A 20,257-nucleotide genomic window follows, 5' to 3' on the forward strand; every position below is an offset into this window, starting at 1 on the left:
TACTTGGGTTAAGGTAAGGGTTGCGTTACCGGGCACCTGCTAAGTGTGCCAGGCCCAATAACAGTTACGGCAGAATATTTTTGAGTTGCGTAGCCAGCCTGAGCTGCCCCTGCAACACAGGGGTGGTTTTGATGATATATCCGCGCAGCGCCAGGTTACCGGCTGCCGTGGCCGAATTCTGGTAGAGCGAGATATCCTGCTGGTAGGCCACCTCCATTTCCCGCACGAACGCCCGGTCAAAGTCTGCCCCGGAAAGCTGGGTTACCCGGTCAAACACCGCCTGTTTCCCAGAGGGCAGCGCGCTGGGGTAAGTGATTCTAAGTTGCTGCGCAATTCCCTTTAGCTACGCTTTTGGTGTGGTTGGTCATCACCGCTTTCGCGAATTCACGGGTTTCAAGGCTGGCGGTTTTCTGTACGGCTACCTCACTCAGGCGCAAACGCAATTGCTGCCCGCCGGCCGCGGTTTCAATAAAGGTCTGGTCTGCCTGCACCGAAGAAGTGGTTCCGGTGCCAGTGCCGCCGGTGTTGCCGCCAAGATCTGTAGTGGCACAACCAACAGTGGCCCATAGAAGGCTACCCAGGAGCAACGCCTTGCCTGCCCTGGCTTTAAGAAGCATATGCTTTTTCACTGGGCGCTATTTTGCTGGAAGTTCCTCTACCAATTCCTCCAGTTGTTCTGCCTGGGCCAGGTGCGCCCGCAAGGTGGGCAGTGTCTTGGTGACGAAATTTTTAATCTCCATATCTTTTCCTTCCTCCGCCATCTCCTCAAACTCTTTGATGACCTGCTTGTGGTCCTTCACCATGGCCTCCATGTACGCTTTGTCAAAGGCTACGCCCGACTTGCTCATGATCTCATTGTAGATTTCCTGGTGGTCATCGCTCAGCGTGGTGGGTACCATGAGGTTCTTCAGGTCTGCGGTTTGCTTGAGTTGCGCATTGGTCTGGGTGTGATGGTCCAGCATCATCTGCCCATACTTCTTCACCCGGGGGTCAACCGCTTTACTGCTGGCCAGGCGGCCCAGTTCTACCTCAAAGAGGCCGGCGCTGGCGGCCTTGGCCACAAACCAACCGGCTTTTTCGTCTTTGCCTGTGCTCTCCAGCAGTTCTTCATTGTGTTTCCCGGCGGCATCTACAGAAGTAGAATCAGACGAGTTGCCGCACCCGGTGGCCAATGTCGCGCCCGCTGCAAAAAGCAGGTAGAACAGGTAGTTTTTCATAGTTAGATCTTGTACGTATGGCTTACAGGTAGTCCCTGTTTGCTTTATTTTACGGCCTGCATCACATAGGGTTGATATTGGCCGTTTTTGCCCACTGTTTTTGTTGGGCAGCACACCCAGAAGAATGACAGGAGCAAGCAAGGCGAACTGCCTAAAAAGAAAAAGGTGTTTTGGGCCTGTTTTCAGAAAAACAGGCCCAAAACACCTTGGCATCGGCGTACGCCGACGTGGCTTCTATGGTATTACAGACTTACACCTTTTCGTTTGCCGGCCTGCCGGATGGCTTCGCGCACGGTGTCTTCGTATTCTTCGGGAATGGAGTCAAAGGTGATTTCCCCGCTCTGCCCGGAAACCAGACGGTACATAAGCCGGTCTGGCAGTACCCGTAACAGGCTTATCTCACTCCAGAGAAGGGTAAGTGGTGCCTGCCGGGGCTGCAGCTTGAGCTCCAGGTGCTCTTCAGTTACCTGCACATACCGTTTGCCGGCCGGTTTGCTGCGCCGCCAGGCCACTATGCCGTAGGCAATGGCCAACGCCAGTTGGAGCAGCGGTAGGGCATAGACGCTTAACACTGTTTCCTGGGCATCATATTGCTTGTATACCCCAACACCGCCCACTACCAGAAACACCAGCGCCATGAAAAGGTACAGCAAGGAAATGGTAGAGGCATTCTGCTTAGACGGCGAAAGATTTAAAAAGAAGGTCTCCATACGCGTACTATTTTGAGGGATTACTTTTCCTGTGCCTAAGCACCAGCACAATTTTAAAGCCAACAAAGGTGATAAACCCTATAAAAGCCAACAAAGGCACCAGAATATTGGGGTGCTCCAGGTTGTACATGAGAATAAGAAAAGAGATCACTAACATGCCGTTCAGCAACATGTTGGCGGTGACGTTGCGGTTACTCATAAAAGAACAAAGGGTATTCAGTAAAGATAAGCACTTGCGCGCACTCCCCAATCACCAGAAAAAGGTATACTAACGGCTAACTGTCTATTTTCTTCTAACGCCATGGTAGCCAGAATAGTATCTTCCCCACAACTAACCCATAAGGGACTTACTTATCTGCCGCGGTCCAGCGCTCAAAGTCTTTAAAGTAGCCACTGCCCCATGCTTGGTACCTGGGCAGAATGAACCCCTTAAGCCTTCTTTTAAAGTCTACATAGTCTTTCTTGGCGGGGTCGGTCCAGAGCACTTCACTGAGGGCGGTCATGCGCGGGAAGACCATGTACTCTACCTTAGAAGGGGTTTCCATGTACTCGGTCCAGACGTTGCCCTGTGCACCCATGATGTACTTGTCCAGGCGGGCTTTCTTCAGTTCTGCTGGTACCGGATTATAGTTGTAGACAGCATCTAATGGGTTGTAGCCGTGTATGGCCAGGCTGTCATTGGGGTCTTTGGATTGGTAGGCATCAAAATAGAGCGGACTGCCCGGGGTCATGATCACGCGGTGGTTGCGCCGGGCGGCCTCAATCCCTTCTTTATCACTGCGCCAGTTCATGACCACCGCGGTGGTGTCCAGGTCGCCCTCCAGAATCTCGTGCCAGCCAATGATTTTCTTGTTTTTAGCGGCCAGGTACCCAGCTACTTTTTTGATGAAATAGGTCTGAAGCTCTTTCTCATCTTTGAGCCCGTTGGCCTGCATGAACGCCTGGGTGCTGGGGCTGGCTTTCCACCAGATCTTGCTGCACTCGTCACCGCCCAGGTGAATGTATTCAGACGGGAACAGGTCGGCCACCTCCCCAAAAACGGTTTCCAGGAATTTGAACGTAGCGGGGTTAGGGGCCAGCACATTGTTCTGCCGGTTGTACATGCCCCAGGTGTTGGCTACCTGCCAGGCAGAATCTGGTTTGGTACTGAACTCTGGGTAAGCAGCAATAATAGCCCGGCTGTGGCCCGGAATATCAATCTCAGGGATGACGTTAATGCCCCGCACGGCCGCGTATTTAATAATCTCGCGCACCTGGTCCTGGGTATAGAAACCGCCGTAGCGGGTAGAGTCATAACGCGCCGGCTCGGCCTTAAAATGCCCAATAAGGGTTGAGTTGCGCCAAGCGCCCACGCTGGTGAGTTTAGGATAGCTTTTGATTTCCAGACGCCAGCCCTGGTCATCTGTGAGGTGCCAATGGAAGTTGTTGAATTTATGGAACGCAAGATAATCAAGGTATTTCTTGAGGAAGGCCATGGGGAAGATATGCCGGCTCACGTCCAGGTGCATGCCGCGGTACGCAAACCGGGGGTAGTCCTTGATCTCTACCGTGGGTAGTTTCACCTCTTTCACCTGCTTGAGCGGTAGCAACTGCAGTAGCGTCTGTATGCCGTGCACCATGCCCGGCACATCGCGGGCCTTTAACCTGATGTAGTGCGCCCCCGCCTCCAGCCAGTACATTTCTGGGCGGTTGGCCTCTACGGAGTCATGCAGGAGCATGATTCTGGTGTGGCGTCCCAGTTTGGTTTGCGGTGTGGCTATCTCAAGGGCAAGCCCAATCTGGTTTTGCAGCAGTTCCTGCAGGTACACGGCCTGTTCCCGGTAGTTGGTATCTGCTATGATAACCGTATGCTTGTCTATTTCTACCGGTCTGTCACCGGTGGCAGTGAAAGACACGGGCTTGGGCACAATGTTATTGACCAGCAAGGTCTGCGCCTCGCACCCAAGAGAGAGAAGCACCAAGGCCTGCAGCAAGAATAGACACCAGAGGTTTTTCATAGTTAAGCTAGTTTGGGCCTGTTTTTGGTTTTTTGGGCTTAAAACAGAAGACACTGTGAAAGTAACGGCTTATCTCTGATAGTGTCAACATGAAAACGGCCTTTCCCCAGATTACCTGAAGAAAGGCCGATAAGATTCAAGGTAAGAGCATGTTTTAATTTGCTCTACGTCAGCTTATGACTGCGGCTTAGCTACCGGAAGCGGCTTGCGGGGAAGCTTGTTTTTGCGGATGGCGGTTTGGTACACAAAGTTGGCTACAATCACCGAGGCCTGCTTCAGGTCATCGGCTTGGAGGCGGTCATAGGTGTCCATGTTGGTGTGGTGGGTGCGGGTGTTGTACTCCAAGCCGTCCTGAATGAACTGGAAGCCAGGCAGACCCAAGCCGTCAAAAGAGAGGTGGTCGGTGCCGCCGGTGTTACGGTTGGTCACGGTGGTGGCGCCCAAGTCTTTAAACGGTTTCATCCACTCATTGAACAATGGTGCCACGGCTTCATTGCCCTGGGTGTAGATGCCTCTGATCTTGCCAGACCCGTTGTCCAGGTTAAAATAACCAGCAATCTTCTCATGCTCTGGCAACAGTTTCATGGTGGCTGGGTCGCCTAAGTGCTTCTTGGCGTAGCCGCGCGAGCCGTACAAGCCTTGCTCCTCGCCTCCCCAAAGGGCAATGCGGATGGTGCGTTTTGGTTGCAGGTTCAGGGCTTTAATAATACGTACGGCTTCCATCATGACGGCTACCCCAGCGGCGTTATCCGTGGCGCCGGTGGCGGCGTGCCAGGAGTCAATATGGCCACCCAGCATCACAATCTCAGACTTCAGCTTTTTGTCGGTGCCCGGAATCTCCGCGATCACGTTGTAGCCCTGCGGGTCTTCGGTGAGGAAACGGGTTTTGCTTTCCAGCTCTACCTCTACCGGAATGCCGGCAGCCAGCAGGCGGCTCATACGGGCCAGGTCTTCCTGGGCCATCTCAAACTCAGGCAGGGCTTGTGGCGCGTCTACCGCGTAAGAGGCCCCGTTGCTAGTGAAGAATGTACCGTGTGATCCGCTCCGGCCACTAAACATAGCCACGGCTCCCTCTTTCTGGAACATCTCGCTCATCTTGCCTACCAACGCACGGCGCGCGCGCATGGCAGCCATCTGCTCCTCGGTCATGGGTGTGCGCCCGGCTGTGGCTTGCACTGGTTCGGCTAATTTCTGTAGCTGCTCATCTGTGTAGCGGCTGGCGTCGGCCGTGAACGTGGTTTTAATGGGGTTCATCACTTCCATCATCACCACTTTGCCTTTCAATTTGCCGGCGTACTGGGCCAGGTCTTCTTCCTGGGTGGCTTTCACCAGCATTACCTGGGCCTTTACCGGGCCGTTTGTGCCGGGGGTCCAGGCTTTAGGTGACCCGATCATGGGTTGGTAATAGGGTTTGGTGAGCGCCAGGTACGATTTCTCTACTTCCCAGCCCTTACCAAATGTGCCCCAAGGCTCAATCACGGCGTTCTTCAGCCCCCAGGAGGTTAACTTGTCCTTAGCCCATTGGTTGGCTTTGGCCAGACCGGTAGACCCGGAAAGGCGCGGGCCGTTCACGTCTGTGAGGTAGAAGGCAATGTCCATTACCTGCGACTTGTTAAGCCCTTCCTGGCGGATTTTCTCCACCACGGCCGCATCTAAAGGCTCTACGGTTTGGGCAACCCCCGGCATGGCCAGAAAGGAAGCACCCAGTAAGAATAAAAACGCTTTGTTCATGAGTGTTTGTTTGTTTTGAAGTAGTGGAATAGGAAAAGAAAAGAAAAGAGGACAGGGACCCGGTTCTGGTATTAGTAGCCAAAAGGCGAAAAGAATTACTACCTGTCTGTTCTAAGGTAACAATTTTCAAATTCATACTGCCCGGGTTTGATGATACGGTAGACTTCCAGGCAGGTCCAGCGGCTACCGGCACGCTCTGAGTGGAAATGCCGTTTTACCAGCACCAGGTTTTTCTTGAGGAGCACAATGGGGTAAGAATACGCGTAATAGGCAGCCGGTGCCAGGTTCAACTGCTGCAGCACCATAATATTCTCCGGAAAATCTTCCTGGGTCCATTCAAATTTAGCTTGGTTTCTTACGCGGTTTTTGATGTGCGCAAAATCCTGCTTGGTGAGTTTGTAGTCCAGACGCAGCATGGGTCCCGCCCCAAACCATCCCTGCCGGGCCATGATCCTGGACTCATCTGAGAAATTGACCTTGGCCAGCAGCGAGTCATTCAGATAGATCTCTGATAAGGGCACTGGAAGAATGGTTTTGTCTACCCGGTTATGCTCCCCAGCCTGCTCAGACAGGTAGCGCAGGAAATCTTTTATCACCTGCGCCTCGGTTCTGGGGGCCTGCGCCCAGGCAACAGCCGTGTACACCTCAGACAAGCAATAAAAACAAAATAAAAAAGATAAAAGCTTGAAACGCATGAAGTTGGTAAACAGAAATTTCATGTACAATATCTGAAAAGTTGGCGTCAATCACAACGCACCCCGTCCGGGCCGCTTAGCGTGCGTTTTAGGCCTGTTTTGGCAAAAACGGCCTTAAAACGCCCTTACAGGGCAACGCCCCATAGGCTAATGCCTAACAGGAACCCCAGAAAGAAACCGGTGTACACTTGTTTAATGGTATGGGCACCCAGGGCCAGCCGTGCCGAGATGACCGCCCCGCTGATGACCAACACCGCCAGCACCGGGTACAGCAAATAGGTCTCTGGCAGCAAGTTATGGAGCAACACCAACAAGCCCAACACGCCGCCCAGGCCTATGCTATGCGCACTTATCTTCCAGAACTGATTGATGACAAGCGTAAGATACACGGATGCTGTGATGACGGCCATGACCATCCAGAAGAGGTAATCAAAGAAAGGCATCCTGAAAAACAAGACGGTAAGAACCGTGTAGCAGACGGCAGCCACGGCCAGCGGCCAGCGACGGTCAGTGCGGGCATCTAAGGTAAGCGAGGCGACCACCCCAGCCTGCTGCAGAAGCAAAGTACCGAATACAGGTAGCAAAAACGTGAGAATGAACACCAGCACCACAATCAGCCGCCGGCCTGCAGGCGGGTAGGCAAACACCTCCGGCGGCAGGTAGTACAGCAGCAGCACAAACAGGTAGGTGGGCAGCAGCAACGGGTGAAAAAGCACGGAAAGCACCGTTGCGAGACGAGAATTCACTTTTAAATGAAGGATTAGGAATTGAGAATTCAGAATCAGGAGTTGGCTCTTAGGAGAACTTCCTCTGTTAATGTGCGGGTGTCAAAATCATGTATCTATTCTCAATTATTAATTCCTAATTAGAAGCTTTGCTTCCTACAGTTCTTTGCGAAGGCGGGCTACGGGAATATTGAGCTGTTCGCGGTATTTGGCAACGGTGCGGCGGGCGATGTTGTAGCCTTTCTCATTAAGCATCTTCTCAATCTTGTCATCAGAGAGGGGCTTGCGCTTGTTCTCGGCCTCAATAATGTCTTTAAGGATGGCTTTCACCTCACGGCTACTGGCGTCCTCGCCGGCATCAGTAGCAATACCCTCAGAGAAGAAGAATTTGAGCGGGATAATCCCAAACTCGGTCTGCACGCTTTTGCTGTTGGCCACCCGGCTCACCGTGGAGATGTCCATGCCAATATCCTCGGCAATGTCTTTGAGGATCATGGGCTTGAGCTTGCTTTCATCGCCCTCCAGGAAATAGTCATACTGGCGGCGCAGAATGGCTTCCATGGTGCGCAGCAGGGTATTCTGGCGCTGTTTGATCGCGTCAATAAACCACTTGGCAGCATCCAGCTTCTGCTTGACAAAGGTGACCGTCTCCTTCAGTTTCTTGTCGGTTTTGGCGCTTTTGTCATAGGCGTCAAACATGTCGGCGTACGAGCGGGAAATGCGCAGGTCTGGGGCGTTGCGTGCGTTCAGGCTCAATTGTAGTTGCCCGTCTTCATTGGTGATGATGAAGTCTGGGATCACGTACTGGATGCGCGTGGCGCCGCCGGTCCCGCCGGGCTTGGGGTTGAGCTTGAGAATAAGGTCAATGGCGGCCTTTAGCTCATGGTCTTCCAGCTCCAGCTTCTGCTGTATCTTGCTGTAGTGCTTCTTGGTGAACTCGTCAAAAGTCTCCTGAATGATCTGCTCGGATACCTCTGTGACCTCATCTGGTTCGCGGCGCTCCAGTTGCAGCAAGAGGCACTCCTGCAGGTCACGGGCGGCAATGCCGGGCGGGTCAAAGGCCTGGATGCGGCGCAGCACGTCTAGTATCTCCTCTTCAGAGGCGTCTATGTTCTGGGAAAAGGCCAGATCATTGGAGATGGCTTGCAGGTCGCGGCGTATGTAACCGTCCTGGTCAATGGAGCCAATGAGTTGCTCGCCAATGGCCAGTTGCTTCTCGTTGAGGTTCAGGAAGCCCAGTTGGTCCATGAGGGCATCGGTAAGGGAACCGGTAAACGCGATGGGCATCTCGCGGTCCTCTTCGTCGCCGGGACCGTCGCCCTGCATCTTGTAGCCGGCAATCTCGTCGTCGTTGAGGTAGTCCTCTATATTGACGTCGTCATCGTCGCGGCGGGCTTCGTCTTCGGCAAAATCATCCTCGGTGTTGTCGAAGTCGTCATCGGCATCACTGCTGGAATCATCATTGTCTGTGGGCTCATCAGCGGTATCGCCTTCCTCCAGGGCAGGGTTTACCTCCAGTTCTTCTTTGATGCGGGCCTCCAGCTCAGCGGTAGGCACCTGCAACAGTTTAATGAACTGGATCTGCTGCGGCGACAGCTTCTGCGATAAAAGTTGTTTTAAGTCAAGTCTCTGCATAGGTCAAAGCACCGGGTCCTATAAGCGCGGACTAGGCCAAAGTTATGGTTTTTTACTACCGGTTTGCAAAAAAGGTTAATCGCGCCAGAGCCCGAGGGATCAAGTAGGAGCAAGACTCTTCTTTTAAATTAATTTTTTGCTTCTTGCTACTTACCTTTGCAAAGGTAAAAAGTACGTGCTACTTGATACGTGCTACCAGATACGAGAAACAACATGAAACGAATTAAAGTAAACGCATTGCTCAAGACGCCCGCCAGCGGGCAGGAAGTGTTGGTAAAAGGTTGGGTGCGCACCAAGCGCGGCAACAAGTATGTGACCTTTATTGCCGTGAACGACGGCTCTACCATCAATAATATCCAAGTGGTGGCAGACATGACGCTCTTCACAGACGAAGGTTTACGTGACGTTACCACCGGGGCAAGCGTTTCTGTGTTGGGTACGCTGGTAGAAAGCCAGGGCAAAGGCCAGACCGTGGAGATTCAGGCCAAGCACATTGAAATCTTAGGTACCGCCGACCCTGAGACTTACCCTCTGCAGAAGAAAGGCCACTCGCTGGAGTTCCTGCGCGAGATTGCCCACCTGCGTCCCCGAACCAACACGTTTGGCGCGGTATTGCGCATTCGGCACGCCATGGCCTACGCCATTCACCGCTATTTCAACCACAACGGGTTCTTCTACATTCATACCCCCATTATTACCGCCTCAGACGCGGAAGGTGCAGGCCAGATGTTCCGGGTGACTACCCTGGACCCGGTAAACCCACCACGCACTGAAGACGGCTCGGTTGATTTCTCTGAGGATTTCTTTGGCCGCTCTACCAACCTGACCGTGTCTGGGCAGCTGGAGGGCGAGGTGGCCGCCATGGCCCTGTCTGAGATCTACACCTTCGGGCCTACCTTCAGGGCAGAGAATTCCAACACCAGCCGCCACCTGGCGGAGTTCTGGATGGTGGAGCCTGAGATGGCTTTCTATGAGCTGGAAGACAACATGGACCTGGCCGAGGACTTCCTGCGGTACCTGGTCCGCTACGCCCTGGACCACTGCCCAGATGACCTCCAGTTCCTGAACGACATGTATGACAAGGAACTGCTGAACCGTCTGTCTTTTGTGGTGGAGAATGATTTCCAGCGCCTGACCTACTCAGAGGCCGTGGCAATTCTCATTGACGCCAAGCAGAAATTTGAATACAAAGTGGAGTGGGGTACCGACCTGCAGAGCGAGCACGAGCGCTACCTGGTAGAGAAGCACTTCAAGAAACCGGTGATTCTGACCAATTACCCCAAAGACATTAAGTCTTTCTACATGAAGCTGAATGATGACAACCAGACCGTGCGCGCCATGGACGTATTGTTCCCGGGTATTGGCGAGATCATTGGCGGCTCCCAGCGGGAGGAAAACTACGAGAAACTGGTGAAACGCATGCAGGAAATGCATATCCCGGAAAAGGAAATGTGGTGGTACCTGGATACCCGCCGCTTTGGTTCTGTACCGCACAGCGGATTCGGGTTAGGCTTTGAGCGTCTGCTTCTGTTTGTGACCGGCATGGGTAACATCAGAGACGTGATTCCTTTCCCACGTTACCCTAAGAGCGCAGACTTTTAATACGGTCTCTAGACCTGTTACTTCCTACACGGCCCGGTTGCTACCCGCAACCGGGCCGTGCTGTTTTAGGCCTGTTTTCAGAAAACCGGGCTTAAAACGCAAAAGGAGATCCTAGGCGAAATCAGTGGCCTACGTTTTGGATACACGTTTTACCCTAGCTTCCCGCACTTCCTGTTTTCAAAAATAATCCAGATTTAACTAGCGCTCATGGGCCAAGCACTCCACTTAATATTGATATAGCTTAATATAACGATACTTCAATATACTTTACCTTTTTTAACATCTTGAAAATAGTCTTTTAAGCCAGTAAGGCTTTGAGAACCAAGGGGACTTGGCAAAACCACAGGCTATTCTGATTTTTTTTATAGAATTTGGCTCTAAACCCGGTCAAAGGTTAAAAACTGCCGTACAAGTTGCTTACAGTCTAGTTGATTCTGAAGCTGTTAACCTTATAACGCTGCCATCAACCTTAAATTTTACAAATAGTTAACTTTAAAATGATTTTTTTATTTAACATTTTGGATTGTAGTGAATTTGTCTTTTAATTTACAACACCAAACAAACAAACAAAACTAAAATAATCAACATTATGCTAACACGTCTACTTCTTTTAGTGTTTATGTCAGCCTTGTTATCAGGCACTTCCTTTGCCCAGACTGCAAAGCAAACCCAGAAAGAGCGCATGGCGCAGATGAAGGAGAAAGAGCAGGAGCGTAAAGAACTGGCCAAGCAGAAAGAAAAAGAGCGTAAGGAATTAGCCAAGCAGAAACAAATTGCCCGCGAGGCGCAACTGGATGCCAAGTACGCAGCCCTGGATGAGGCTATGTACCAAAAAGAAAGCGCCAGAAAAGAAGCTGAGAAGTTAAGAATGGCTACTTTGAAGCAGAAAGAGCAGGAGAAAAAAGAGGCTATGAAAGAAAAAGCCCTGGCCCTGAAAGAGAAAGAGAAAATGGCTAAACTGGCCATGAAAGAAAAAGAAGAAAACAGAAAAATTGCCGCCGCCGAGCGCGCCATGGACCTGAAAGAAAAAGCTGAAGCCCGTAAAATGGCCTCTAAAGACAGAGCAGTGGCTTCTAACATCAAATAGACTCCTTCCATAACCAATATAAAACAGGAAGAGCCCGCAAATGCGGGCTCTTCCTGTTTTAAAGCTGTTTTCACAAAATTAAGCCAAAACCAAAAAGCAGCCCATACCACTGCTTTTACAGTTCATCCAGCTCCTGCTACAGTTCATCCTGTTTTAATTTTATTCCCTTTCCTAGCGGTTCATCTTTGTTCAGAAACTAAGAGAAACCGCTATGAAAACCCTCTCCATCCTTTCCCTGTTACTTACCCTGGCCAGCTTTTCGGGGCAAGCCCAGACTGCTTTGAAAGGCCAGGTACAGGACGGTGCTGGCCAACCGGTCATTGGGGCCAATGTGTACCTCAAAGGCCTGTATGATGGCACCTCTACAGATATGACTGGTTCCTTTTCTTTCACCACCAACGAAACCGGCATCCAAATTTTAGTGATTAGCTTTTTAGGGTACAGCCCACTGGAGAAACAGGTAAACCTGAGCCAGCCCGTACCTGCGCTACACCTAATCCTGAAAGCAGACCAACGGCAACTACAGACTGTTATGATTACGGCCGGGGCGTTTGAGGCCAGTGACGAAAAACGGAGCGCCCTGCTTAGTTCGCGGGACATTGTCACCACCGCCGGCGCATCTGCTGACATCATGGGCGCTATCAATACCTTACCCGGCACCCAGAAGGTAGGCGAGGAAGGCAAACTGTTCGTGCGCGGCGGTGACAGCCATGAATCTAAAACCTTTATTGACGGGCTGCTGGTGGCCAACCCCTACAATGCCAGCGTGCCAGACGTACCCGCCCGGGGCAGGTTCTCCCCTTTCCTGTTCAGCGGCATGGCGTTCAGTTCCGGTGGGTTCTCCGCTGAATACGGCCAGGCCCTGTCCTCTGCCTTGCTGCTCCAGAGCCAGGACCTGGCCGAGGAGTCCCAGACGGGAATCTCCCTCATGAGCGTGGGCGCCAGCCTATCCCGGACCAAGCGCTGGGAGAACACCTCGCTGGCGGTCTCTGGCGAGTACACCAACCTGCAGCCCTACATGAGCCTGGTACCCCAACGGCAGAAATGGCAGCACATGCCCGAGACCAAATCCGGGAGCCTGGTGTTCCGCCACAAGCCTTCGGCCACCGGCCTCTTAAAACTTTACGGCACCTACGCAGATAGCCACCTGGCCCTGCATCAATCCAACCTGGACCAACCCACCGCCCCTACCCCCATTGACGTGCGCAACCGTAACCTGTTCTTGAACAGCACCTATGAAGAGGTCTTTCAGGAAAAATGGACGCTGCAGACGGGCATGGCCTTTACCCACACCGTTGATGACCTTACCGCCGGAAATGCCCACCTCCACACCCACCAGAATTCCTGGACCGGAAAGGCCGTCATGATCAGAGACCTGCACCACTCCGTGACCCTGCGCACCGGCCTTGAAGTACAGGTACGCGGGTATGGGCAAAAGTACCAGTCTGGCCTGGAGCCTGACCAGAGAACCGCAATGGTAGCAGACCAGAACTTGGCCGGCTTTGCCGAGGCCGATGTGTACCTGGGCGAGAAACTGGTGGCCCGCCCGGGCGTGCGTTGGGAGCGTTCTACTTTTCTGACCCAAAATGCGCTCTCCCCGCGGCTGGCCCTGGCCTACCAGGTAAGTACCTATGGGCAGGTCTCTTTTGCCTATGGGCATTTTTACCAGACCCCCGAAAATGATTTTCTCAAATACCGCCAACCGCTCACCTTTGAGCGCGCTACGCACTATATTCTCAATTACCAGCGCACCGCCAACAAGCGCACCCTGCGGGTAGAAGGCTATTACAAAGAGTACCGAAACCTGATCAGGTACAACGCGCCCCTACTGCAGCAGGCCACTGAGATGACCAATGGCGGCCACGGCTATGCCCGGGGCGTGGAAATCTTCTGGCGTGACCAAAAGACTTTGAAAGGGGCTGACTACTGGGTATCTTACTCCCTGTTGGGGAGCAAGCGCCTGTACAAAGGGTACCCGGTGGCCGCACAGCCTGGTTTTGCCTCTACCCACAACGTGAATCTGGTGTACAAGCAGATGATTTTCCCTATCAAGACCTACGTGGGGGCCACCGCCAGCTACACCAGCGGCAGGCCCTTCCATAATCCCAACCTGGAGGGCTTTCAGCAGAGCCATACCAAAAGCTACCAGGACCTGAGCCTGAACGCCAGCTATCTCACCACCCTAAAAGGCCATTCCCTCATTCTGCATGCGTCTTGCAACAACCTGCTGGGCCGCGAGAACGTGTTTGGCTACCGCTACGCCTCTGCGCCAGATGCAGCTGGGGTATTTGCCTCACAACCGGTGGAGCCCGGTGCCAAGCGCTTTGCCCTGGTGGCGCTGCTCCTTTCCATTAATGACGCTAAAAAATAAAACCTGTTCTAAACCCTTGGTTTCACCTTGTATCTTTAAAAACGCCTTCACAACAGACCATCATGAAAAAATTACTCTTACTTCCGTTTCTCTTCATCACCCTTTTCGCCCGGGCGCAGGCAACCTACCAGCCAGCCCTTACAGAAACCATACAGCAACTCAGGACGGCTAAAACAGCTGCAGAAACCCAACCCCTGGTAAACAAATTGCAACGCATAGCCGAGGCAGAATCTAAGGAATGGCTTCCGGCGTACTATGCCGCCTATGCTGGCACAGGCCTCAGTTTCCTATTGAAGGAGGATACCCAACGTGATGCCGTCTTAGACAAAGCCCAGACCTACCTTGACCGCGCCCTCAAACTGCAGCCCAAAGAATCTGAACTGTATGCCCTGCAAGCCTACCTGCACCAGGCGCGCCTGGTGGTTTCCCCCATGACTCGGGGCATGAAATATGCCGGCCTGGCCGCTGCCTCCCTTGACAAAGCCAAACAACTGAACCCCCACAACCCACGGGTCTATTTCCTGCTGGGGCAGAACACCTTTAACACGCCCAAAATGTTTGGAGGAGGACCAGAGGCGGCTAAACCAATTCTGGTGATGGCCAAGGAAAAATACAGCACTTTTAAACCGGCGCAGGCCCTGTCTCCTAACTGGGGAGAGCAGAATGCCCTGGCGTTGCTGGCGAAATGCCAATAACCTTTTGCGGCCCTGGTCTATTGGCCGGGCAGCATCTACCGGCTAAAATTCTTACCTTCCGGCTATGTCTCCTTTTGGTATTCCTACCACGCGTCTGCTCTCTGTTCTAAAGTGGCTGCTGCTGTTTGTCCTGCTGGCCGTGGTGCAGGTGATGCTGGTATGCCAGAGCTGCTATTCAGACTCGGGCAAGGCCCTATATAATTTCCTGTATGCCTTCTGCCTGTTCTCTTTGCTATGGCTGGGCAATGGCTTCCTGAGCAATAACCTTAATCGGTGGGTTTCCTGGACCAAGACTCCTTTAAAGCGTTTTCTGGTAACGGTGCTGGCGGTCTTTGTCTATTCTGCAGGGGTTATTCTTCTGGTGAACTGGACCTGGTATGTGTTGATTCCGCAGCGCAACTTCCAGTACCTGGGTACCGAGGCGGTACGGTGGGCAATGATTACCCAGATGATTGTCACCTTTATCATTACCATGACCGTTCATGCGGTGGCCTTTTTGAACGGGTGGCGGGAATCTGCCGTGAGCACAGAACGATTAAAGAAAGAACACGCACTCTCACGGTATGAGGCGCTTAAAAACCAGGTGAATCCCCATTTTCTGTTCAACAGCCTCAACGCCCTGGCCAGCCTGGTACATGAGGAACCAGACCTGGCCGTGACCTTCATCAAACAACTCTCCAGCGTGTACCGCTACGTGCTGGATTCTCAATATAAAGAAGTGGTGCCCCTGGAGGAGGAACTCAAGTTTGCCCGGCAGTATGTGTTTCTGCAGCAGATCAGGCACGGGGAGGGGTTACAGGTCACCTTACCTGCCCAGGTGCCATCCTCGTTTCAGGTACCTCCCCTGGCCCTGCAAACGGTGCTGGAGAACGCTGTTAAGCATAACCGGGCCTGGGCCAAAGAACCCCTGCATATTACCGTGGCCCTGGCAGCTGATTACCTGGTGGTAGAAAACAACCTGCAACCCAAAAGCCAGCATGAACCGCCCAGTGGGCTGGGGTTGCCTAACATTCAGGCCCGCTACGAAATGCTCACAGACAGAAAAATGGATATCATAAAGACAGATGCCGCTTTTACCGTACGGCTTCCGCTCCTGTCCTTTCAGTAGAACCGGCACGGCAGAAACGGCAGCCCCACCACTCCCCGCCATGCACTTTCCCGCTGGGTGCGTTTTAGAGCTACTTTTCAAAAAACAGGGCAAAACCAGACCATGAACCTACCCATGCGCAAGGCATTAATTATAGAAGATGAACCGCTGGCGGCCAATAGGCTGGCCAGGCTCCTGACGGCCCAAACCCAGGTTCCGGTGACCGTAGTAGCCCAACTGGCCTCGGTGCAGGAGGCAGTGGCCTATTTCAAAGAGCAACCAGCCCCAGACCTGGCGTTCTTTGACATTCAGCTAGCAGATGGGCTTAGCTTTGAGATCTTTGACCAGGTGGAGGTAACCTGCCCCATTATTTTCACCACCGCCTTTGACGCCTACGCCCTGCGTGCTTTCAAAGCCAACAGCATTGATTACCTGCTCAAACCCATTGACGACGAAGAGCTGGCCCAGGCCCTCCAGAAATGGCAGCGCCTCACCTCGGCCCCGGCCGCTGTCACCCCACCAAGCGCCGACCTCCCCCAACTCCAGTTACTGCAACAGGCCCTGCAGCAATTACAGAACCCATCGGCGCCAGCCTACAAGAACAGGTTTGTCTTAAAAGTTGGGGAGCATTTGCGGGCCATTCCGGTGGAGGACATTGATTTCTTCTACTCTTTTGAGAAAGCTACCTTTCTGCAGACGGCAGACAACCGGCGCTTTGCCCTGGATTATAGCGTGGAACAGCTGGAGCAACTGGTAGACCCGCAGCGTTTCTTTAGGGTAAACCGGGGCTATCTGGTGCAGCTCAAGGCCATTCAAGACATTGTGCAGTACACCAACAGCCGCCTGAAGGTCTTGCTGCGCCACCACCCTCAGGAAGAAGTGCTGGTGAGCCGCGAGCGGGTGGGCGCGTTCCGGACCTGGCTAGATGGGTAAAAACCGACCAAAGACGCACAGCGGAGGGAAGAAAGCGTTTTGGGCCTGTTTCCCGTAAAAGAGGTTAAAAACAGAAAGTTCTATGCAAAACCTATCTTCCCGTTCCTTCCCTACTGCTCTATTAAACAGCCTCTTGCTTTTCTTTGCCGGGGTTGTTCTCTTTATTTTTGCCGGCTGCAGCAGTACCCGTAACCTGCCCCCGGCCCAAACCACGGCAGACTTTTACCAGAAATATAAAAACGAGGCAGGCTTTAAAGGCACCACGCTTCCCGTAGGGCTGGTTACCCGCTACCTTCTTCCCAAGGATGCGGCAGATACCACCACCCGGGCGGCTCTAGCCAACATCACCTCTATGCGGGTGCTCTCCTTTACCCCCACCAACAGAAAGGCGCAACGGTTACTGGAAAGCGGCCTTACCCAAGAACTGGACCAGGTATTGACCAAAGAAAATTACGAGAACCTACCGGTGGTTCTGGACAACCCGGGCGCATTACAGTTTAAAATGCGTGCCGCCCAAGACCAGGTACAGGAAATAGTGGGCTACCGCAAGTACGGCAACTCTTTTCTCATGCTCCAGATCAATGGCCGCTTTACCCGCCGCCAGGTAGAGCAGATGCTCCAAAAGATAGATCCAGAGGTGTTTCTTCCACTGTTGGAATAAGAAGCGAAGAAGGATGTAAAAAATACCCGTAACCAGCTTTTCTCCAGATGGAGGTCCGTGCCGTAATCGGTTAAGCCTACAGGATTGCTCTGGCAGTATATCTGGAGGTTGGCAGAGACTAGAAAAGCGTTCAAAGGGAGAATCCCGTTTTGGGCCTGTTTTTCAGAAAACAAGCCCAAAACGGGATTCTCCCTTTCTTATTGGTTCTCTTCTGGAGAGGTTACTTCCTTGAAATAAACGGTGAACTTACTGCCCCGGCCGGGCTCGCTGCTTACCTCAATACGGCCGCCGTTGTTTTCTATGATGCGTTTTACAATGTAGAGACCAATGCCAGTACCCTCCACGTGGGAGTGGAACCGCCGGAACATAGTGAACAGTTTTTCCTGCTGGTCTAGCCGTATGCCCAAGCCGTTGTCTTCTACCGTTAGCACCACAAACCCGTTTTCGCGGCGGGTACCCACCGCCACCTGCAATGGCACCTCTGGGTTGCGGTACTTTACCGCGTTAGACACCAGGTTATACAGAATGCTGCGCAGGTTCTTGCGGGCGTACCGCAATTGCGGAACTTCAAAGGAGGTATCCAGCACCACGCCTGCTTCCTTGATCATGGGCGCAATGTCTTCCTCCACCCCTTCCAGGACCTCAGCAAAAGAAAGCACCTCTGCCTGGGAGTCCAGGTCTTTCTGCACCTTGGTGATCTCAGTCAGGTCATGGATGGTCCCCTTCAGCTTAGTGATGGAAGAGGCCACCATCTGCAGCAGGAGCTGCTCTTCAGATTTGCCCTCTTTCTCCTCATAACTTTCCAGCAAGGCGGCTGTGAGCCCCTCCAGGTTAGCCAGCGGCGACCGCAAATCATGGGAAGCCGTGTACACGAAGCTATCCAGGTCATTGTTGATTCTGATGAGCTCGTTGTTTTTGCTGTTCAGTTCCTCATTAATGGAAGACAGCTGCTCCCGGCTTTTCACCTGCTCGGTTACCTCTACGGCAAAGGTCAAAACAGACTCTACCTTGCCGCTGCCACTAAAGATGGGCTCATACACCATGTTAAAGTAGCGTACCTCGTCCTGCCCCCCGGGCTGCTCAAACGGAATGGGAACCTCCTGGCCAATATAGGGCTCACCGGTTTGGGCAATACGCGTAATGGATTCCTTGAACTTCTCGCGCCGGGCCATTGGCAAAGATTCTGTCGCCACGGTTCCCACCTGGGCTTTTCCGCCGTACAGGTTGGTTAGGTAGGCATTTACAAGGGTGTATTTGAGATCCTTTGTTCTCACCAACCCCACAATAGCCGGTACCTGCATGAAGATTTTTTGCAACGTGTCAGCGCTTTGCTTTAGCTTCCGCTCCATTTTAAGGCGGTCACTGATGTCAATGGCAGAGCCGATGTAGCCCATAAATTCGCCTTCTGCACTAAACCGCGGAATACCGGAGGCCATCATGCCCCGGTAATTGCCGTCTTCACGGCGTAGCCTGAACTCCAGGTTGAATTCTTCGTGGGCCAAAAGGGCCTGTTGGTATACCTGGGCAATGCGCGGCATGTCTTCGGGGTGGAAGAACTGTTCCCAGCCTTTGCCCAGGTTCTGGTCCAGGGTAGAACCGGTGAACTTGAGCCACTGGCGGTTTATGTAGAGGCAGTTGTTTTCCTGGTCTGTGATCCAGATCATGACCGGGGCGCTGTCTGCCATATTCCGGAACCGAGCCTCACTTTCCAGCATGGCTTTCTGGGCGCGTTTTTCCTCGGTCACGTCCCGCACCTCCAGAATATGGCCCACTACCTCGCCGCCTTGCTTCACAAAACGAGTGGCGCAGGAAACCGGAATACTGGTGCCGTCATGCCGCACAAAAGAGTCCTCAAAGGTGAAGGCCCGTTGCGAGACCAGTTCCGGGGCCAGGTTGCCCGGCTCCTGCCCCTGGTGCACCCATTCATACAAAGGTTTGGATTTTAGTTCTTCCAGAGAGTAGCCCAGAAGGCGCTCAGCCCCCGGGTTCTGGAACGTACAGTAGCCGCGGTCATCCAGCATAAAGATACCGGCCGTGGTGTTTCTGGTGATCAGGTTGGTGAGTTTGTTAGACAGCAGGTAGCGCTGCAAAGACCAGATCACAAAGAAGATCAGCAAGCTGATGATGCCGCCGCCCAGCAAGATAAGGTTGTGCTCGTCCAGGCCCGGCTGGTTGGAGAAGGTGCGGTTGGCCTGGTAATGGATGGTCCAGGTGCGGCCGGCAATGCGCACCTTGTCTGTGGCTACCAGCAGTTTGCCGCTGCTGTCCAGCTTTTCACTGGAACTTTCGTTGCTGTAGAGAAGCGCCTCTGGTGTGATTTCCTTGCCATCATAAATGGCCACGCTCACATCTGTAAACTCCTTGCCTATGGTGTTGTTGAAGAGGTCTATGGCCCTGAAAGGCGCGTACACAAACCCTTTCAGCCGGTTTCTGCGCTCCATGAGGTCTATGGGGTCTACACCGCCAAAATACACGGGCATGTAGATTAAAATACCCGGCTGCACGTTGGTTCTTCCTTCCTGCTCCAGTTTCACCTTGCCGGTCATGGCGGGCAGGTTAAAGTCCCGGGCGGCCTCCATGGCTTCCCGCCGAAGGGGCTCATTGAACATGTCAAACCCAAAGGCGCGCTTGTTCTGCGCGTTCATGGGTTCCAGGAAGATAATGGAGGAGTATTCTGTGCGGGGCCCGGCCGGCCTTACCTCAAAATCAGGGAAGCCCTCTGCCCGCACCCGCCGCTCTAAAGAGGTCAATTTCTCTGGGGGCACCATCACGGCAAAGCCGATGCCCTGCACCCCCGGGTAATTGGCCGTCACCTGCAGGGTGCTCAGGTACTGCTGGAAGTCACGGCGCGTAACGGTATCTGAGGCCGCAAACAGGCCGTTCACCCCTTTCAGGATTTGCAGGTAATAGCCCATGCGCCGCTCCAGGGTACCTTTTATCTGTACCTTCCTTATCTCAAACAATTGCTTGTCCTGGGCCTGGTCATTGGTCCGGGAGACATAGTAGGCGTACAGGGTTATCCCCAACACCAATATGAAGGACCCCAGTGCCAGGTAATAATCTTTTAAGCGGGAGAATATCATGTGTAATTACGTCTCATCAGCTACATCC

General features: G+C 53.0%; 16 protein-coding genes and 1 pseudogene. 7 read left to right on the top strand and 10 right to left on the bottom strand.

Annotated elements, in window-relative coordinates; translation table 11 throughout:
• Positions 1–64 precede the first annotated feature (64 nt).
• The 9 genes and pseudogenes from ACYVJQ_RS00790 to rpoN form a co-directional block, all read right to left on the bottom strand.
• Positions 65–617 (bottom strand): annotated as a pseudogene (locus tag ACYVJQ_RS00790) (DUF4142 domain-containing protein).
• Positions 618–635: 18 nt separating this feature from the next.
• Complete coding sequence (locus tag ACYVJQ_RS00795; protein ID WP_460891161.1) at positions 636–1,217, bottom strand: DUF4142 domain-containing protein; 582 nt, start codon at positions 1,215–1,217, stop codon at positions 636–638.
• A 242-nt stretch (positions 1,218–1,459) separates the two neighbouring features.
• Entirely contained in the window at positions 1,460–1,927 is a 468-nt protein-coding gene (locus tag ACYVJQ_RS00800; RefSeq protein WP_460891162.1) for a hypothetical protein, read from the bottom strand.
• Between the two features lie 7 nt (positions 1,928–1,934).
• Positions 1,935–2,126, bottom strand: coding sequence for a hypothetical protein (locus ACYVJQ_RS00805; protein ID WP_460891163.1), 192 nt, complete (start codon positions 2,124–2,126; stop codon positions 1,935–1,937).
• 148 nt (positions 2,127–2,274) lie between these two features.
• Positions 2,275–3,924 (bottom strand): beta-N-acetylhexosaminidase, encoded by a 1,650-nt coding sequence (locus ACYVJQ_RS00810; protein ID WP_460891164.1) that lies wholly within the window; start codon positions 3,922–3,924, stop codon positions 2,275–2,277.
• 174 nt (positions 3,925–4,098) lie between these two features.
• The gene (locus ACYVJQ_RS00815) at positions 4,099–5,655 is read right to left on the bottom strand and encodes a M28 family metallopeptidase (RefSeq protein ID WP_460891165.1); all 1,557 of its coding nucleotides are present in this window, start codon (positions 5,653–5,655) and stop codon (positions 4,099–4,101) included.
• A 98-nt stretch (positions 5,656–5,753) separates the two neighbouring features.
• Positions 5,754–6,374 (bottom strand): hypothetical protein, encoded by a 621-nt coding sequence (locus tag ACYVJQ_RS00820; RefSeq protein WP_460891166.1) that lies wholly within the window; start codon positions 6,372–6,374, stop codon positions 5,754–5,756.
• A 101-nt stretch (positions 6,375–6,475) separates the two neighbouring features.
• A complete protein-coding gene (locus ACYVJQ_RS00825; RefSeq protein WP_460891167.1) occupies positions 6,476–7,096 on the bottom strand; it encodes a hypothetical protein in 621 nt (206 codons plus the stop codon).
• A gap of 135 nt (positions 7,097–7,231) precedes the next feature.
• Positions 7,232–8,710: an RNA polymerase factor sigma-54 gene (gene rpoN / locus ACYVJQ_RS00830; RefSeq protein ID WP_460891168.1), complete on the bottom strand. Its 1,479-nt coding sequence runs from the start codon at positions 8,708–8,710 to the stop codon at positions 7,232–7,234.
• Between the two features lie 213 nt (positions 8,711–8,923).
• Here rpoN and asnS point away from each other — a divergent pair, with 213 nt between their 5' ends.
• The 7 genes from asnS to ACYVJQ_RS00865 all read left to right on the top strand — a co-directional run bounded on the left by asnS (position 8,924) and on the right by ACYVJQ_RS00865 (position 17,146).
• Complete coding sequence (gene asnS, locus ACYVJQ_RS00835) at positions 8,924–10,312, top strand: asparagine--tRNA ligase (RefSeq protein WP_460891169.1); 1,389 nt, start codon at positions 8,924–8,926, stop codon at positions 10,310–10,312.
• 619 nt (positions 10,313–10,931) lie between these two features.
• Positions 10,932–11,399 carry a hypothetical protein gene (locus ACYVJQ_RS00840; protein WP_460891170.1) on the top strand — a complete coding sequence of 156 codons (468 nt, stop codon included), beginning with the start codon at positions 10,932–10,934 and terminating at the stop codon, positions 11,397–11,399.
• Between the two features lie 211 nt (positions 11,400–11,610).
• Positions 11,611–13,770, top strand: a complete 2,160-nt coding sequence (locus ACYVJQ_RS00845; protein ID WP_460891171.1) for a TonB-dependent receptor — start codon at positions 11,611–11,613, stop codon at positions 13,768–13,770.
• 62 nt (positions 13,771–13,832) lie between these two features.
• Complete coding sequence (locus tag ACYVJQ_RS00850; protein WP_460891172.1) at positions 13,833–14,465, top strand: hypothetical protein; 633 nt, start codon at positions 13,833–13,835, stop codon at positions 14,463–14,465.
• Positions 14,466–14,529: 64 nt separating this feature from the next.
• On the top strand, positions 14,530–15,573 hold the full coding sequence (locus tag ACYVJQ_RS00855) for a sensor histidine kinase (protein ID WP_460891173.1): 1,044 nt from the start codon (positions 14,530–14,532) through the stop codon (positions 15,571–15,573).
• Between the two features lie 114 nt (positions 15,574–15,687).
• Positions 15,688–16,485 carry a LytR/AlgR family response regulator transcription factor gene (locus ACYVJQ_RS00860; RefSeq protein ID WP_460891174.1) on the top strand — a complete coding sequence of 266 codons (798 nt, stop codon included), beginning with the start codon at positions 15,688–15,690 and terminating at the stop codon, positions 16,483–16,485.
• An 82-nt stretch (positions 16,486–16,567) separates the two neighbouring features.
• Positions 16,568–17,146 carry a DUF4252 domain-containing protein gene (locus tag ACYVJQ_RS00865; protein ID WP_460891175.1) on the top strand — a complete coding sequence of 193 codons (579 nt, stop codon included), beginning with the start codon at positions 16,568–16,570 and terminating at the stop codon, positions 17,144–17,146.
• 197 nt (positions 17,147–17,343) lie between these two features.
• Here ACYVJQ_RS00865 and ACYVJQ_RS00870 read toward each other — a convergent pair whose 3' ends face one another.
• Positions 17,344–20,229, bottom strand: coding sequence for a CHASE domain-containing protein (locus ACYVJQ_RS00870; RefSeq protein WP_460891176.1), 2,886 nt, complete (start codon positions 20,227–20,229; stop codon positions 17,344–17,346).
• Between the last annotated feature and the right edge of the window lie 28 nt (positions 20,230–20,257).

Source organism: Rufibacter soli (genome assembly GCF_054781795.1).